17 protein-coding genes are annotated in these 14,873 nt (G+C 70.3%); 6 read left to right on the forward strand and 11 right to left on the reverse strand.

The window, feature by feature from the left end:
• Entirely contained in the window at positions 1-885 is an 885-nt protein-coding gene (locus tag ACTIFU_RS00300; RefSeq protein ID WP_439576272.1) for a branched-chain amino acid ABC transporter permease, read from the forward strand.
• Complete coding sequence (locus ACTIFU_RS00305; RefSeq protein ID WP_439576273.1) at positions 885-1,811, forward strand: branched-chain amino acid ABC transporter permease; 927 nt, start codon at positions 885-887, stop codon at positions 1,809-1,811. The genes ACTIFU_RS00300 and ACTIFU_RS00305 overlap by 1 nt, the downstream gene beginning before the upstream one ends.
• Here the strand turns inward: ACTIFU_RS00305 and ACTIFU_RS00310 are convergent.
• The 8 genes from ACTIFU_RS00310 to ACTIFU_RS00345 form a co-directional block, all read right to left on the reverse strand.
• Complete coding sequence (locus ACTIFU_RS00310; RefSeq protein WP_439576274.1) at positions 1,802-3,079, reverse strand: TRAP transporter large permease; 1,278 nt, start codon at positions 3,077-3,079, stop codon at positions 1,802-1,804. The genes ACTIFU_RS00305 and ACTIFU_RS00310 overlap by 10 nt on opposite strands.
• A gap of 10 nt (positions 3,080-3,089) precedes the next feature.
• Positions 3,090-3,590 carry a TRAP transporter small permease gene (locus ACTIFU_RS00315; protein WP_439576275.1) on the reverse strand — a complete coding sequence of 167 codons (501 nt, stop codon included), beginning with the start codon at positions 3,588-3,590 and terminating at the stop codon, positions 3,090-3,092.
• A complete protein-coding gene (locus ACTIFU_RS00320; RefSeq protein WP_439576276.1) occupies positions 3,590-4,564 on the reverse strand; it encodes a TRAP transporter substrate-binding protein in 975 nt (324 codons plus the stop codon). Before ACTIFU_RS00320 ends, ACTIFU_RS00315 begins: the two co-directional genes overlap by 1 nt.
• A 187-nt stretch (positions 4,565-4,751) precedes the next feature.
• On the reverse strand, positions 4,752-5,459 hold the full coding sequence (locus tag ACTIFU_RS00325; protein ID WP_439576277.1) for a hypothetical protein: 708 nt from the start codon (positions 5,457-5,459) through the stop codon (positions 4,752-4,754).
• Between the two features lie 140 nt (positions 5,460-5,599).
• On the reverse strand, positions 5,600-5,770 hold the full coding sequence (locus ACTIFU_RS00330) for a hypothetical protein (RefSeq protein WP_439576278.1): 171 nt from the start codon (positions 5,768-5,770) through the stop codon (positions 5,600-5,602).
• Positions 5,767-6,165 (reverse strand): hypothetical protein, encoded by a 399-nt coding sequence (locus tag ACTIFU_RS00335; protein ID WP_439576279.1) that lies wholly within the window; start codon positions 6,163-6,165, stop codon positions 5,767-5,769. The genes ACTIFU_RS00330 and ACTIFU_RS00335 overlap by 4 nt, the downstream gene beginning before the upstream one ends.
• On the reverse strand, positions 6,162-6,851 hold the full coding sequence (locus tag ACTIFU_RS00340) for an NAD(P)/FAD-dependent oxidoreductase (RefSeq protein WP_439576280.1): 690 nt from the start codon (positions 6,849-6,851) through the stop codon (positions 6,162-6,164). The genes ACTIFU_RS00335 and ACTIFU_RS00340 overlap by 4 nt, the downstream gene beginning before the upstream one ends.
• The gene (locus ACTIFU_RS00345) at positions 6,845-7,366 is read right to left on the reverse strand and encodes an NAD(P)/FAD-dependent oxidoreductase (RefSeq protein ID WP_439576281.1); all 522 of its coding nucleotides are present in this window, start codon (positions 7,364-7,366) and stop codon (positions 6,845-6,847) included. Before ACTIFU_RS00345 ends, ACTIFU_RS00340 begins: the two co-directional genes overlap by 7 nt.
• 180 nt (positions 7,367-7,546) lie before the next feature.
• On the opposite strand from ACTIFU_RS00345, the gene ACTIFU_RS00350 reads away from it, so the two are divergent.
• The 3 genes from ACTIFU_RS00350 (at position 7,547) to mtgA (ending at position 10,701) form a co-directional block, all read left to right on the forward strand.
• Positions 7,547-8,665: an extracellular solute-binding protein gene (locus ACTIFU_RS00350; RefSeq protein ID WP_439576282.1), complete on the forward strand. Its 1,119-nt coding sequence runs from the start codon at positions 7,547-7,549 to the stop codon at positions 8,663-8,665.
• A gap of 144 nt (positions 8,666-8,809) precedes the next feature.
• A complete protein-coding gene (gene odhB / locus ACTIFU_RS00355) occupies positions 8,810-10,042 on the forward strand; it encodes a 2-oxoglutarate dehydrogenase complex dihydrolipoyllysine-residue succinyltransferase (protein WP_439576283.1) in 1,233 nt (410 codons plus the stop codon).
• Between the two features lie 41 nt (positions 10,043-10,083).
• On the forward strand, positions 10,084-10,701 hold the full coding sequence (gene mtgA, locus ACTIFU_RS00360; protein ID WP_439576284.1) for a monofunctional biosynthetic peptidoglycan transglycosylase: 618 nt from the start codon (positions 10,084-10,086) through the stop codon (positions 10,699-10,701).
• A 129-nt stretch (positions 10,702-10,830) separates the two neighbouring features.
• Here the strand turns inward: mtgA and ACTIFU_RS00365 are convergent, their stop codons facing one another.
• Both ACTIFU_RS00365 and ACTIFU_RS00370 read right to left on the reverse strand, forming a co-directional pair.
• Positions 10,831-12,966, reverse strand: a complete 2,136-nt coding sequence (locus ACTIFU_RS00365) for a molybdopterin cofactor-binding domain-containing protein (protein ID WP_439576285.1) — start codon at positions 12,964-12,966, stop codon at positions 10,831-10,833.
• Between the two features lie 11 nt (positions 12,967-12,977).
• A complete protein-coding gene (locus ACTIFU_RS00370) occupies positions 12,978-13,430 on the reverse strand; it encodes a (2Fe-2S)-binding protein (protein ID WP_439576286.1) in 453 nt (150 codons plus the stop codon).
• 128 nt (positions 13,431-13,558) lie between these two features.
• Between ACTIFU_RS00370 and ACTIFU_RS00375 the strand changes: the two genes are divergently transcribed.
• The gene (locus ACTIFU_RS00375; protein ID WP_439576287.1) at positions 13,559-14,296 is read left to right on the forward strand and encodes a GNAT family N-acetyltransferase; all 738 of its coding nucleotides are present in this window, start codon (positions 13,559-13,561) and stop codon (positions 14,294-14,296) included.
• Positions 14,297-14,595: 299 nt separating this feature from the next.
• Here the strand turns inward: ACTIFU_RS00375 and ACTIFU_RS00380 are convergent, their stop codons facing one another.
• Positions 14,596-14,724 (reverse strand): hypothetical protein, encoded by a 129-nt coding sequence (locus tag ACTIFU_RS00380; protein WP_439576288.1) that lies wholly within the window; start codon positions 14,722-14,724, stop codon positions 14,596-14,598.
• Positions 14,725-14,873 lie beyond the last annotated feature (149 nt).

Genomic DNA, 14,873 nt, shown 5'->3' on the forward strand with positions numbered 1-14,873 from the left:
ATGCTCGACCTCGTCAACTTCTACCTCGTCCCCGGCCTGGTGCTCGGCGCGATCTACGCCATGTCGGCGACCGGGCTGAGCCTCGTCTATGGCGTGATGCGCTTCGCCCATTTCGCCCATGGGGACCTGATGGCGTTCGGCGCCTACGCCGCGCTGGCAGCGGTCACGGGCCTCGGGATCAGCCCCTGGGCGGCGATTCCGTTCGCCGCCGCCGCGACCGTGCCGGTCGCACTCGCGGCCGACGCGCTGTTCTACGACCGGCTGCGCCGTAGCCTGCCCGCCGTGCTGCTGATCAGCAGCTTCGGCACCGCGCTGATGATCCGCGCCAGCCTCTACCTGGTGTTCGGTCCGACCCCGACCGGCTACGGCGCGGCTCTGACACCGCCGCTGCTGATCGGCGCGGTCCGCATCCAGCTCCGCCATCTCTGGATCATCGCCGGCACCGTGCTCGCGGCACTCGCGCTCCATCTGCTGCTGTCGCGCACCCGCGCCGGACGGGCGATGCGTGCGATGGCCGACGATCCCGATCTCGCGCGCATCACCGGCGTCAACGTCGCGCAGGTGATCCGGCTCACCTGGACGGTCTCGGCGGTGCTGGTCGCGATCGCCGGGGTGTTCCTCGGCATCGACACGCAGCTCACGCCGGGGATGGGGTTCAACGTGCTGCTCGCCTCCTTCGCCGCGGCGATCCTGGGCGGGATCGGCCGGCCCTGGGGTGCGGCGTTGGGCGGGGTGCTGCTCGGGCTCGCGGAAGAACTCTCGTCGTTCCCGCTGCTCGACGGCGCACCGCTGCTCTCCCCCGCCTACAAGACCGGTGTCGCCTTCGCGGTGCTGGTGCTGACGCTGATTCTGCGCCCGCAGGGGCTGTTCAGGGGGATGGGCTGATGGACGCGCTGCTCTATGCCGCGACCCTGCTGACGCTGGCCGCGATCTACGCGGCGTTGAGCCTCGGGCTCAATCTGCAATGGGGGCTCACGGGGCTGATGAACTTCGGCGGCCTCGCCTTCGTCGCCGCCGGCGCCTACACCGCGGCCCTGCTGACCGCGGCGCCGAGTGCCACGCATCTCGGCGGGTTCGGCGTGCCATGGTGGCTCGCCTGGCCCGCGGGCGCGCTCGCCGCGGCGCTGCTGGCACTGCCGGTGGGCGCGGTGTCGCTGCGGGTCCGCACCGACTATCTCGCGATCGCGACCATCGGCATCGCCGAGATCGTGCGCCTGGTCGTGCGCAACGAGGACTGGCTGACCGGCGGGCCGCTCGGCGTCAGCACCATTCCGCGCCCGTTCGAGTCGTTCGGCCAGCCCTGGGCGCCGGTGGCGTTCCTCGCACTCGCCTGCGCCGCCGTCGCCGGCCTCTACGCGCTCGCCGAGGCGACGGCGAACAGCCCGTTCGGCCGCAGCCTGCGCGCCGTGCGCGACGACGAGGAGGCGGCCAAGGCGGTGGGCAAGAACCCCGCCCGGCTGCGCGTGCAGGCATTCGTGCTGGGTGCCGCCTTCATGGGGCTCGGCGGCGCGATGATGGCGGCGTTCTTCAAGTTCATGAGCCCCGAGGCGCTCGAGCCCGTGACCGTCACCTTCGTCGTCTGGGTGATGCTGATCGCCGGCGGCTCGGGCAGCAACACGGGTGCGGTGATCGGCGCGGTCGCGGTCTGGGGCGTGTGGGCCGCCACCGACTGGCTGGCGGCGCAGCTGCCGGGCGAACTCGCCACGCGCGCGGCCTATGTGCGGCTGTTCCTGATCGGGTTGGCACTCCAGGTGATCCTGATCGCGCGGCCGCAGGGGCTGATCGGCGAGCGGATCGGCGCTCAGCGATAGAGCGCGTCGCGCAAGCTGAGCGTCAGCTCCGGCACGTAGGTGATCACGCCGAGGCAGACGATCACCGCGAGGATGAACACCGGCAGGTAGCGCATCATCTTGTCGATGCCGGTGTCCGCGACCTGCGCAGCGGCGAACAGGTTCACCCCGAAGGGCGGCGTGACCATGCCGAGGGCCAGGTTCACCACCATGATGGTGCCGAAATGCACCGGATCGATGCCGAACTGCGCCGCCGCGGGCTGCAGGATCGGGCCGAGCACGATGATCGAGGCCGAGGTTTCGATGAACATTCCGACCACGAACAGGAACAGGTTCACCCCGAGCAGGAACCAGGCGGGCGAGCCGAAGGTCGCGACGAGCCAGCCCGCCATCTGATCGGGGATGCCTTGGCGGTTCAGGAGCCACGAGAACACACCGGCCGTGGCGATGATGAACATGATCACCGAGGACGTGATCGCCGACTTGCGGAACACCGGGTAGAGGTCGCGCGGACGGAGCTCGCGATAGATCACCAGCCCGACCAGCAGCGCGTAGCAGACCGCGATCACCGACGCCTCGGTCGGCGTGGTGATGCCGCCATAGATCCCGCCCAGCACGATCACGGGCATCAGCAGCGCGAACAGCGCGTTGCGCGTGGCGGGCAGCAGCCCGAGCCGCCCTTCGCCGTCCTGCTTGCCCCAGCCGTTCACGCGGCACCACACCAGCACCACCGTGGACAGCACGGTCGCGATCAGCACACCCGGACCGATGCCGGCGATGAACAGCTCCGGGATCGAGGTCTGGGTCGCGACGCCGTAGAGAATCATCGGGATCGAGGGCGGGATGACGACGCCGAGCTCGGCGGAGGCGGCCTGAAGCGAGCCTGCGAAGGCGGCCGGATAGCCGAGGCGCTTGAGCGCAGGGACCATGATCGCGCCGATCGCGAATGTGGTCGCGACCGAGGAGCCCGAGATCGCGGCGAAGATCATGCAGGTGAGCACGCAGGTCATCGCCAGCCCGCCCTGCACGCCCCCGACGATCGCTCGCGCGAACTCGACCAGGCGGCGGCTGATCCCGCCCACCTCCATCAGGTTGCCGGCGAGGATGAAGAACGGGATCGCCGCAAGCGGAAAGCGATCGAGCGCGACATAGACCTGCTGTGCGGCGACGATCAGCGGGAAGCGGGTGAAAAGCTCGATGCCGGCGATCGCCGCGAGCCCGATCGCCACCGCCACGGGCACGGAGAGCGCGAACAGCACCAGCATGATCGCGAGCATCGTACCGGCCATGGCGCGCTCCTCAGACCTGGCCGGGGACGTCCGGCCGGCGTGGATCGAGCACCGCGGCGACCGCAGCGAGGATCGCGAACACGGCACCCACCGGGATCGCCGCGTAGCCCCAGGCGATCGACACTTCGAGCCCGGCGATGGTCTGGAACCGCACCCGCTCGGCCATCGACCAGCCGAACCAGAACAGCGCGCCGAACAGCACGCAGATGGAAACGACGGTAACCAGCTCGATCGCGAGCCGCACCCGCCCGCGTGCGGCCTGGCGCGCGACATCGATCGCCACCAGCGCGCCGTGGCGGATCGCGCCGGCAACGCCGAGCAGCACCATCCACACCAGCGCCTGGCGCACCAGCGCCTCGGACCACGGGGAGGGTTGGGCGAGCACGAAACGGGTGAACACCTGCCACGCCCCCGCGCCGACCGCGAGCGCGAGCGCGAAACAGGCGGCCGCGAGGGCCGCCTGGGTCGCGATGCGCTCGGCCGCGAGAACGGCGCGGACGAGCGGTCTCATCAGCTGCCGGGCTTCCAGTCGCTGATCCGCTGGAGCAGCGCGGCGTCGAACTGGCGCCGGTACTGCTCGAAGGCCGGCGCGAGCGCGGCCTGGAACGCGGCCGTGTCGACCGTCTCGCGCACCGTCATGCCGCGCGAGCGCAGAAGCGCCACGCCGTCGCGCTCATCGGCCGAGACCTTGTCGCGGTTGGCCTGCACCGCCGCCTTCGCCGCCTCCTGGAACGCTGGCTTGTCGGCCGCGTTCAGCCGGTTCCAGAACGCCGGGTTGCCGATCAGCACCGCCGGCGAATAGACGTGACGCGTCAGCGAGAGGTAGCGCTGCACCTGGTTGAGGTTGTTGGCCACGATCACCGGGATCGGGTTCTCCTGCCCGTCCACCGTGCCCTGCTGGAGGGCGGGGACGAGCTCGCTGAACGCCATCGGCGTCGGCAGCGCGCCGAGCGTCTGGAAGGCGCGCATGTGCACCGGGTTCTCCATGGTGCGGATCTTCAGCCCCTGCACGTCGGCCGGCGTGTTCACCTCGCGCCGCGAGTTGGTGACGTTGCGGAAGCCGTTCTCCATCCAGGCGACACCGATCAGCCCGCGCGGAGTGAACTTCGCCAGCAGATCCTGGCCGATCGCGCTGTCAAGCACGCCGCGCGCGTGGTCGTAGTCGCGGAACAGGAACGGGATGTCGAGCACCAGCGTGTCGGGCACGAAGTTGCCGACGGGGCCCGTGGATGTGATCGTGAACTCCTGCGTCCCGATCTGGGTCGCCTCGATCGCCTCGCGCTCGTTGTCGTTGCGCTGGATGGTAACGCGATAGCGCCCATTGGTCAGCCGCTCGACCGTCTCCTTGAAGGCGATCGCGGCCACGCCGTAGTGGCTGTTGGCTGCAAGCGCGTGGGTCAGGGTCACATTGGTCTGGGCGGCGGCGGGTGCCGCGAGCACGCCAGCGGCGAGGCCGGCCATCAGAATTCGGCGCGTGAGGCGCATCGGACAATCCTCCCTGGATCGTGGATCGGACGGGTTTCCCCGCGGACGGGCGGAACATAGGGGCCGGCGCGCGGATCGGCAACGCGAGTGCCCTGCGCGGAGCGGAGGGGCCGGGGGTTTTGCCCTCCGGCCTTCGGTCACGTCATCGTCGGACGTCGGCTGCTCCGGAGATGCGCGCGGCGCCGCCTCAGGTCGGCCAGGCGCTGGTGATTTCGTGGGGCTTCTTATTCAGCCAGCCGCGCTGATGCAGGCCGCGGCTGACTGCCTGGATGCTGTGCGTGTCCGTCGTGTTGCCCACGAACCCGCCCTGGTCGAGCAGGAAGAAATGCCCGAGATGCCTGCCGAAGTTGCCGACAAAGTCATTCTTGACGGTCAACGAGATGCCATAGGTCAGCCCGGAGCTGTTCGAGCGGAGCGAGCGGACCATTTGCCGGGGCTTGAGGATGTTGAAGGCCGACATCTTGAGATGCGACGTCATGCCCGGGCCGTTGAGTGAGACAAACGGCACCTCGGTCCAGTTGCCGACCACCTGCGCCAGCCCGCCGCCGAGCGAATGCCCGACGATCGAGATCCGCTTGTTGGGATTGTGCTGCTGCGCCCACCGGACCATCGCGAAGGCGGCTCCCGCCATGTTCGGGATCACGTTAACGCCGATCCGCGCATTCGCGGTGTTCTGCGAGACCGGCGCGGTGGTCGGGCCGCCCTTGGTGCCCGAGAAGGCAACGATCACATCCGGGCCGGACTGGTCTGCGAAGATGCCGCCCTGGAAGCCGTTTCCGTGCCAGGTGGCCCACTCCCATTGCTGCCGCGTCCAGCCGCCCGCGTTCGGCTTCCCGTTCGCCTTCTGCGAATAGACGAGGTCGGCGAAGTACAGGTAGTCGTCGAGTGTTGCCATGACCGCTCCTCCTTGCTTGCGCCGCGCACTGCGGGACGGCGCTGTCGTGGAGGATGGGCGAAGCCGGGGCCCGGGGTCCCGAAGCCGCCCCGATAGAGAGACGAAATTGCCCTGAAATCGGAGCGGCAGCCGGACGCCGCTCACCCCAGCGCGGACGGCGCGAGGAGCCCATCGAGCCGGTCATGAGCCTGGCTCCAGCCCTCGACCATGGGGGTCTTGAGTACGCCGTCGCACACTGCCTGGAAGCTGTAGCGCACGACCACGGTGGTCGCGGTGCGGAACGGCGTGGCGACGGCGACGTCCTCGCTCACGGGCTCCCGCCCTGGCCTGCCTGGATCTCCGCCGGCAGCCCGTCGAGCCGGCGGGCGTTCGCCTCCCAGACCCGGCCGTAGCGCTCGATCGAGGCCTCGGCCTCGGCCAACGGGCGCGGCGCGATCCGGCAGGGCCGGCGCTGGCCGGCGCGCCCGCGCGCGAGCCGGATTGCGTAGGCATCCGGGTGCGCGTGGCCATCGACGATGCAGGGGATCGCGCGGCGGCGTTCGAGATCGATCACGCGCGTGCCGGGCCCGGCGAGGTCTCGCATCGCCGCGGTCGATCCGCGTGCGACGATCCGCCCGCCATGCACCGCAAGCGCCTCGACCTCCGTTCCGGCCGCATCCATTGTCGCGATGCGGCCGTTCAGCACGACGACGTCGGGTGCGATCATGCCGCTAGCCGATCGAGCCGATCGCGCGCGCGGTAGTACGCGCCGACGATCGGCAGGAACCAGGGTCTGCCGGCATAGAGCGGAAGGGTCGGGAACGGCATGTCGTCGAACGCGGTCCCGCTGTTCGCGGCACCCGCGATCTTCAGCACGATCCGGTGCCCGAGCCAAGTCTGCATCGCAACCCCGGAGCCCTGGCAGCCGACCGCGTAGTGCATCCCCTCGTGCACGCCGAGATGCGGCAGGAAGCCGAAGGTGAAGGCGACATTGCCGGTCCAGGCATGCGTGATGCGCACGTCGCGGAGTTCGGGAAACACCGTCGTCATGAAGCCGTGCAGCACCGGTGCGGCCCGCTCGAGTGCGGCCGGGCCAACGCTCGCGCGCCCACCCCAGAGCACGCGGGTGAAGGCGGGATCGGGTCGGACGTAGTTCAGCACGCGCCGGGAGTCGCTGATCATGCGCCTGGTCGGGAACAGCCGCGCCATGGTCTCGGGCGGCAGCTCCTCGGTTGCGATGATGTAGCTGCCGACCGGGATCAGTCGCCGCGCGAGCCAGGGCGTCGCCTCGGTCGTGTAGCCGTTGGTCGCGGCCAGCACCGCGCGCGCGGCGAGCGCGCCGCGGTCGGTGGTCAGCCGGAACATATTCCCCTGCCGCGCGATCGCCGTGACGCGCGTGCGGTCGATCAGCACCGCGCCGGCGCAGGCGGCCGCGCGCGCGCGAGTCCCTGCACGTAGAGCGCGGGATGCAACGATCCGGCGGCCTCGACCACCATGCCGCCGCGGTAGTGGTCGCTGCCGAGGTCCTCGCGCGTCCGCGCGGGCGGCACCATGCGCACCTCGCCGCCAGTGACGCCGGCGAGCCAGTCGGCGCGGGCCGCCATTGTGTTCCAGTGCCTGCGCGTCCAGGCGGCGACGAAACGCCCCGAGCGCCGGTAGTGACACTCGATTCCCTCGCGCGCGATCGTCTCCTCGATGAAACCCAGGCTGCAAGCGACCTCGCGGATCAGCCTGTCGGCCCGCTCCTGCCCGGCCCGCGCGACGATGTCGCCCTTCGCGAGCTTCAGCGCGCCCGAAACCATGCCGCCGTTGCGCGACGGGGCGCCGTAGCCGATCGGCTCCATGTCCAGCACCACCGGGCGGTGGCCGAGGCGGGCGAGCGTCAGCGCCGCCGAGAGCCCGGTGTAGCCGCCGCCGATGATCGCCACCTCGGCCTCGCCCGGCAGCGCGACGGGCGCGCCGGCGACCGGCTCCGCCGCCTCCCACCACCAGGGCTTGGCCCTAATCCGGGTGCGAACAGCGGTGCGCTCACCACCCTCTCCTTTCCGTGCAGAACCGGCGTATGATCCGGCCCGGGAACGCCGTCACGCAAGAGGGAGACCGGCTCCATGAGCGGCGAAGCGCAGAGCTTCCACCAGGACTGCATTGTGCTGGCGAACGAGTTGTGGCGGCGCGGCCGCGTCGATCGCCGGACATTTCTCGCGGGCATGGCGGCGCTCGGCGTCGTGCCTGTCGCGGCCCGCGACGCGCGCGGCCAGGCGGCGCGCGAGATCACCATGGTGAACTGGGGCGGCATCGCCAACCAGGCCTTCGGCCGGTTCTACGGCGAGCCCTTCATGGCCGAGAACCCCGGCTGGCGGGTGGTGCAGGACAGCTCCGGCCCGTCGCTCGGGCGCATCCGCAGCCAGGTCGAGTCCGGGCGCGTCACCTGGGATCTGTGCGACAGCTCGGGCAGTTCCTCGATCCAGCTCGGCGGGCTCAATCTGGTCAACAAGATCGACTACTCGATCGTGCCGAAGGACGTGGTGATCGACCCGGCCTTCGCGCTGGAGTTCGGCGCGGCGCCGTACTCGTTCAGCTCGGTGCTGGTGTACGACACGACAAAGGTTCCCGAAGCGCCGAAGGGCTGGGCGGATTTCTGGGACCTGCGGAAGTTCCCTGGCCGCCGGCTGCTGCGCCGCGACGCGCTGACCAGCCTCGACGCAGCGCTGATGTCGATGGGCAAGGCCAAGGACGAGCTCTACCCGATCGACGTGCGCGCCGCACTCGCGCGCATCCGCGAGATCCGGCGCGAGCTGCTGTTCTGGACCTCGGGCTCGGAGAGCGAGAACATCATGCGCACCGGCGAGGCGGTCATGGGTCTGCTCTGGCACACCCGCGCGAAGGTGCTGCACGAGGAGACGCAGGGCCGCCTGACCTGGACCTGGGACCAGGGCATCCTGCAGCAGGGCATCTTCGTGATCCCGCGCGGCAACCCCGCGGGCGCGATGGCGCAGCGCTGTCTCGCCTCGATGCTGTCGAAGCCCGATCCGCAGGTGGGTCTCCTGCAGTTCCTCGGCAATGGGCCGACGCACAAGGAGGCGGCGGCGCGCGTGCCAGAGAACTTCAGGATCTTCAACCCGACCGATCCGGCGAACGCGGCGAAGCAGGTCGTGATCGGCACGTCGTGGTGGGGCGACAACTACATCCGGACGAACCAGGAGTATCTCGACGAGATCAGCACCTGAGGTCCGCCGGTTGCCCTGACCCCGCGTCGCCACGGCATCTGCTCTCCCGCGTGCGCGAGAGGGGCAGGGTAACGGCCAAGGCGGTTGCGTTCGGCGCCCGTCCGCGCTTCTACTCCGGCGCCTGAAGCCAGTCGGGGATTGCGCATGTCGGTCGAAATCAAGGTGCCTGCGCTGGGCGAGAGCGTGACCAGCGCCACGATCGCGCGCTGGATGAAGCAGGCCGGCGACGCGGTCGCGGCCGACGAGCCCCTGGTCGAGCTAGAGACCGACAAGGTGACGGTCGAGGTTCCTGCGCCGGTCGCCGGCGTGCTGGAGGCGATCGTCGCCGCGGACGGCACCGAGGTCGAGGTCGGCGCGCTGCTCGGTACGATCGCCGAGACTGCGGCGGCTGCGACGACGGTCTCGGCCGAGGCCAAGGCCGCTGTGGGTGACCCCGCCGCGTCCGCCGCGGCGGCCCTCGAACGTGCCTCCGCCCGTCCGCCACTGCCGGCCGCTGCGAAGCTGATGGCGGACGCCGGGCTGAAGCCCGAGGCGGTGACGGGGACCGGCAAGGGAGGGCAGATCACCAAGGGAGACGTGTTGAAGGTGATCGAGGGAGGAGGCGCCGCGCCTGCCAAGCCCGCCGCGGCGCCGGCGCCGAAGCCTGCGCCCGCCGCGAAGGCACCCGCGCCGGGCGAGCGGCGCGTCGAGCGGGTGAAGATGACGCGGCTGCGCGCGACGATCGCGCGGCGGCTGAAGGAGGCGCAGACCACCGCCGCGATCCTCACGACCTTCAACGAGATCGACATGTCGGCGGTGATGGCCCTGCGCGCGAAGTACCGCGACGCTTTCGAGAAGCGCCACGGCGTCCGTCTTGGCTTCATGGGCTTCTTTGTCAAGGCGTGCGTGGCCGCATTGAAGGAGTTCCCGAACGTGAACGCCTTCGTCGAGGGTGAGGAGATCATCCAGCACCACTACATGGACATCGGCATCGCCGTGTCGGGCCCGACGGGACTGGTCGTGCCGGTGCTGCGCAACGCCGAGACGCTGAGCATGGCGGAGATTGAGGCAGCGATCGCCGCGTTCGGCAGGAAGGCACGCGACGGCCAACTCACGCTCGAGGAGATGTCGGGCGGAACGTTCTCGATCACTAACGGGGGCGTGTTCGGCTCGCTGCTCTCCACGCCGATCCTGAACCCCCCGCAATCCGCCATTCTCGGCATGCACAAGATCGAGGAGCGTCCGGTGGCGATCGGCGGCAAGGTGGAGGTGCGGCCGATGATGTATGTGGCACTCTCCTACGACCACCGCATCATCGACGGCCGCGAGGCGGTGGGCACGCTGGTGCGCGTCAAGGAGACCGTCGAGGACCCCGAGCGGCTGCTGCTCGAGGTGTGAGGCGGCGGGCTTTTCGTCTTGCGGTTTGGCTGCTGGCTGTTGTGCTGCTGCTGCCTGCCGCGGTCGTGATGGCGTATCGCTTCGTTCCGCCGCCGGCCACGCCGCTGATGGCGATCCGTGCGCTCGACGACCACGGTTGGTCGCGCGCGTGGGTGTCGCTCGATCGGATCTCGCCTGATCTTGTGCGCGCGGTGATCGCGGCCGAGGATCAGCGCTTCTGCGCCCATTGGGGCTTCGATATGGTCGAGATGCGCCGCGCGGTCGATGACTGGCGCGACGGCGCGCGGCTGCGCGGCGCCAGCACGATCACGCAGCAGACGGCGAAGAACCTGTTCCTGTGGCCGCGCGGGGACGTGTTGCGCAAGGCGCTGGAGGTCTATCCGACGCTGCTGATCGAGGCGCTGTGGCCGAAGCGGCGGATCGTCGAGGTGTATCTCAACGTCGTCGAGTTCGGGCCCGGCCTGTACGGTGCCGAGGCAGCGTCGCGTGCGCTGTTCGGCCGCAGTGCGGCGGGGCTGACGCCCGTGCAGGCCTCGCTGCTCGCCGCTGTGCTGCCCAATCCCCTGGGGCGCAACGCCGCGCGGCCCGATGGGTTCCTGAACGCGCGCGCAGCGCGCATCCGCGGCTTCATGAGAGGAGTCGACACGGCCTGCGTCTGACGGGTGCAGGTCCATGGGATAGGGGGGTTTGGGGGAAAGGGCCTTGCGGCGCCCCCCCCCCCCCCAAGGGTTTACTCCGTGGGCGGGAAGGGCCATTGGCCCTTCCCTCCAAACCACCCATCCCCTGACCTACACGCCGAGACCTTCTGCCGTCAGGGGCAGACGACGGACGCGGCGGCCGGTGGCGGCGAAGATCGCATTCGCCACCGCCGGGGCGAGCGGCGGCACACCAGGCTCGCCGACACCCCCCCAGCCCTGACCGGACCGGATCACATGCGTCTCGACCGTCGGCGCGCGATCGATCCGCAGGATCTGATAGGTGTCGAAGTTGCGCTGCTCGGCCGCGCCGTTCTTGAGCGTGATCGCCTCGCCGAGCATCGCCGACAGACCCTGCGCCACGCCGCCCATCAGCTGCGCCTCGACACCGTCGGGATTGACGATGTCGCCGCAGTCCAGCGCCACGACCACACGGTGCACGCGCACCCCGTCCTGACCCACCGACACCTCGGCGACCTCGGCGCAGAGCGAGCCGTAGCTCTCCATGTAGGCGATGCCGCGCGCACGCCCCTCCGGCAACGGCGTGCCCCAGCCGGCCCTCTCCGCCACCAGGTCCAGCACCTTCAACGCACGCTCGTCATGCGCCAGCAACTCGCGCCGGAACCGATACGGATCCTTGCCGGCCGCATGGGCCACCTCGTCGAGGAAGGCTTCGAGGAAGAAGCCGTTCTGGCTCGCCCCGACCGAACGCCAGATCCAGTTGCGCGGCGGACCATCCACGCGCACCCAGTCGGCGCGGAACGCACCGAAGCGGTAGCGGCTGTCGGCGACCGAAGCGACATGCTGCGGGTCGAGCCCGTTCTCCCGGATCACGGTCGGACGGAACTCCGCAAGCGTGGACGGACCAGCGGCACGGAACCAGAAACCCACCAGCTTGCCATCTGCATCCAGCCCCGCCTTCATGCGCGCGACCTGCGCCGGGCGGTAGTAGCCCTGCGCCAGCTCGTCCTCGCGCCGCCAGAACAGCTTCACCGGGCGATTGACAGCGCGCGCGACCGTCACCGCCTGGCCGACCACCTCGTAGGCATAGCGACGCCCGAAGCCGCCGCCGAGCAGCGTGGTGTGGATCGTCACCTTGGCGGGATCCACGCCGGCGGCGCGCGCGGCCTCGGCGAGCGCCCAGTCCTGGTGCTGCGTCGGCGCCCAGACCGTCACGCCGCCATTGGTAACCTGCGCGGTGGCGTTGTCGGTCTCCATGCAGGCATGGGCGAGATACGGCACCTCGTAGATGGCCTCGACGGTCCTGGCCGCGCCCTTCAGCACCGCCTCGACATCGCCCTCGTTCTTCGCGACCGCGCGCGTCTCGTCATCCAGCGCCGCGATCATGCGCTGCGAGAACGCGGCACTGTCGAGGCTGTCGTGCGGGGTTGACTTGAAGCGGATCGCGATCGCCTCGGCGCCCTTGATCGCTGCCCAGGCATTCTCGGCAACGACCGCCACACCGCGCGGCAGAGGCACGACATCGACGATGCCCTTGATGCCGTCGATCGAGGACTTGTCGAAGCTGTCGAGCTCGGCGCGATACACCGGCGCGAGCCGCGCGCAGGCGTACAGCATGCCCGGCACCTTGAAGTCCATGCCGAACACCGCCCGGCCCGTCACCTTGGCCGGGATGTCGATGCGCGGCTGCGACCGGCCGACGAGCCTCAGCTCGGCGGTCGGACGCAGCGTCGGCTTCTCGGGCAGCGGCAGGGCGGCGGCCTCGCGCACCAGCGAGCCGATCGGGATCGAGCGGTTGGAGGCGGCGTGGACGATCGCGCCGTCCTCGGCCTTCAGTTCTACCACCGGCACGTTCATGCGGCGCGCGGCGGCCTCGGTCAGCACCTCGCGCGCCTGTGCGGCGGCGGTGCGCAGACGGACCACCCAGGCGCGCGTGCCGGTCGATCCGCCGGTCGACTGTTCGCCCGGCGGGCGGCGCATCGGCTCCGACGGCTGGCCGACGCGCACGGTCTTCACAGCAGACATCGGTACACCGAGTTCGTCGGCGATCAGCATCACATGCGCGGTGTGGGTGCCCTGGCCCATCTCCGTGACGGGCGTGATCAGGGTGATGCTGCCGTCCTGTGCGATGCGCAGATACGCGGTGAGCGCGTCGCCGTTGCGTGCGGCCTGGCCGCGCGCAGGCAGGGCGACGGGAATGCTCAGCGCGACGGCGGCTGCGGCGGAGGCGCGGAACAGGCCGCGCCGGTTCAGCGTGATGGCGTTCATCTCGGCCTCCCTCAGGCGAGCTCGGCGGCGCGATGGATCGCCGCGCGGATGCGCTCATAGGTGCCGCAGCGGCAGATGTTGTTCGCCATCGCCGCGTCGATGTCGGCATCGCTGGGCTTCGGCGTGTCCTTCAGCAGCGCGGCGGCCTGCATGATCTGGCCGCACTGGCAGTAGCCGCATTGCGGGACCTGCGCCTCCACCCAGGCGCGCTGCACCGGATGCTGGCCGTTCGGATCGAGCCCCTCGATCGTCACGACGGTCTTGCCTTCGACCACGGACAGCGGGGTGACACAGGCGCGTGTTGCGACGCCGTCGACATGAACCGTGCAGGCGCCGCAGACTGCGATGCCGCAGCCGTACTTGGTGCCCGTGAGGTCAAGCAGGTCGCGCAATGCCCAGAGCAGCGGCATATTCGGGTCGGCGTCAAGCTGACGCACGCTCCCGTTCACGGTGAGTGCGATCACTGTGGTACCTCCCCTCCTTTGTTGACAGTCGGCAAGCTATGGCGAGTACGCTTGACGGTCAATTCACACTCCGATGGGGCACGATTGTTCCGTTTCGCGCTGCGGCATGGTTTGCTGGAGTCATGGACATGCCCCCGGTCGAAGCCCTGGAGCGGTCGGCGCTCAACGCGGTGCCCGCGCCGCGGCAGGCTTTGTGCGGCGCAGCCGTGGTGCGCGCAGGCCATGGCGGCGCGGGACGGGTGAACAGCGCGACCTGGCTCGATCCGCGGGACGGGGACGACCTGGCGGCGCGCGTGCAGCGGATCGAGGGGTGGTACGCGCGGCTCGGGCTCGCGGCGAGATTCCGGCTCACACCGCTGTCGCCGCCGGCGCTCGAGCCGCTCCTGATGGCGCGCGGCTATGCGCGGATCGGCGAGACGATCGTGATGGTTGGCGCGCTGGACGGTCTGCCCTTGCCGGACGGCCCGGCGGAGATCGCGGAGGCGCCGGACGAGGCGTGGTTCGATGCGTCGGAGGGCGGGGCAGCGCGCGCGGCGGAGCGGATGACGGAGCTGCGCGCGTTCCCATCGCTCTTGCTGGTGCCGGCGGCCTGGGTGTCGGTGCTCGTGGAGGGGCGCGTCGCGTCGGTCGCGTATGTGGCCGCGGACGGGCCAGTGTCGGTGCTGTCGGGCGTGGCGACGCTGCCGGTGCGGCGCGGGCGGGGGCTCGCGCGGCGGGTGTGCCTGGCTGCGTTCGGTTGGGCACAGTCCGAGGGCGCGCGGGTAGCCTGCCTGCAGGTGGAGGCGGAGAACGATCCGGCGTTGTCGCTGTACCGGCGCCTGGGGTTCAGGGAGTCGTACCGCTACGTCTACCGGGTGCGGCCGTAACGCACGCCATGCGCCGCACTCCCCACTCCGCCCTCGATCGGCGTTCGCAAGCCGTCCGTGCGGAGGCTGATCCCGCGCCGTCCGGTGCCCACCCGTGCGGCGCCCCGCAGCGGCGGCGGGCGGACACGCGACACGGGCGTCCGCTTCAGGCATGGCCCCAGAATGCGGCGGTCTCGCGCCCCATGCTGGCATGCCGGGCGGCTCTCCCTCAGTGCCGCGAGCGCCTGAAGCATCGTGTTTCGACCCGGCTCGGGCGGATGGCGCTGCACGTCGAACAGGCGGGACTTGACGAAGAAGCGTTAGTGCACCGGCGGCGCGGCGAGCGCCTCGGTCAGTGCCGCATAGGCATCGCGCGACCCGATCCGCTCGAACGCGTCGCGCTCAATGCCCCCAGACTCGCAGCTCCAGCGCGCCGTGGGAACCGCCACCAGTGATCAGACCACTGGCCTGTCGCGGAAGGTGGCCAGCCCGACCGCTTCCACCGCCTTGGCCATGACGCGGCAGCGATCGAGACGCTGTTCATCGATCTGTCCCTGGATGCGCATCGCTCGGTCGTATGGCGGCACCGCGGCGATCT

It is taken from the genome of Elioraea sp. (assembly GCF_051860475.1).
Taxonomy (GTDB): Bacteria; Pseudomonadota; Alphaproteobacteria; order Acetobacterales; family Acetobacteraceae; genus Elioraea.

Excerpts from the sequence above, each read along its gene's own strand:
- ACTIFU_RS00300 (WP_439576272.1), top strand. The coding sequence starts at position 1 with ATGCTCGACCTCGTCAACTTCTACCTCGTCCCCGGCCTGGTGCTCGGC.
- ACTIFU_RS00305 (WP_439576273.1), top strand. The coding sequence starts at position 885 with ATGGACGCGCTGCTCTATGCCGCGACCCTGCTGACGCTGGCCGCGATC.
- ACTIFU_RS00310 (WP_439576274.1), bottom strand. The coding sequence starts at position 3,079 with ATGGCCGGTACGATGCTCGCGATCATGCTGGTGCTGTTCGCGCTCTCC.
- ACTIFU_RS00315 (WP_439576275.1), bottom strand. The coding sequence starts at position 3,590 with ATGAGACCGCTCGTCCGCGCCGTTCTCGCGGCCGAGCGCATCGCGACC.
- ACTIFU_RS00320 (WP_439576276.1), bottom strand. The coding sequence starts at position 4,564 with ATGCGCCTCACGCGCCGAATTCTGATGGCCGGCCTCGCCGCTGGCGTG.
- ACTIFU_RS00325 (WP_439576277.1), bottom strand. The coding sequence starts at position 5,459 with ATGGCAACACTCGACGACTACCTGTACTTCGCCGACCTCGTCTATTCG.
- ACTIFU_RS00335 (WP_439576279.1), bottom strand. The coding sequence starts at position 6,165 with ATGATCGCACCCGACGTCGTCGTGCTGAACGGCCGCATCGCGACAATG.
- ACTIFU_RS00350 (WP_439576282.1), top strand. The coding sequence starts at position 7,547 with ATGAGCGGCGAAGCGCAGAGCTTCCACCAGGACTGCATTGTGCTGGCG.
- odhB (WP_439576283.1), top strand. The coding sequence starts at position 8,810 with ATGTCGGTCGAAATCAAGGTGCCTGCGCTGGGCGAGAGCGTGACCAGC.
- ACTIFU_RS00365 (WP_439576285.1), bottom strand. The coding sequence starts at position 12,966 with ATGAACGCCATCACGCTGAACCGGCGCGGCCTGTTCCGCGCCTCCGCC.
- ACTIFU_RS00375 (WP_439576287.1), top strand. The coding sequence starts at position 13,559 with ATGCCCCCGGTCGAAGCCCTGGAGCGGTCGGCGCTCAACGCGGTGCCC.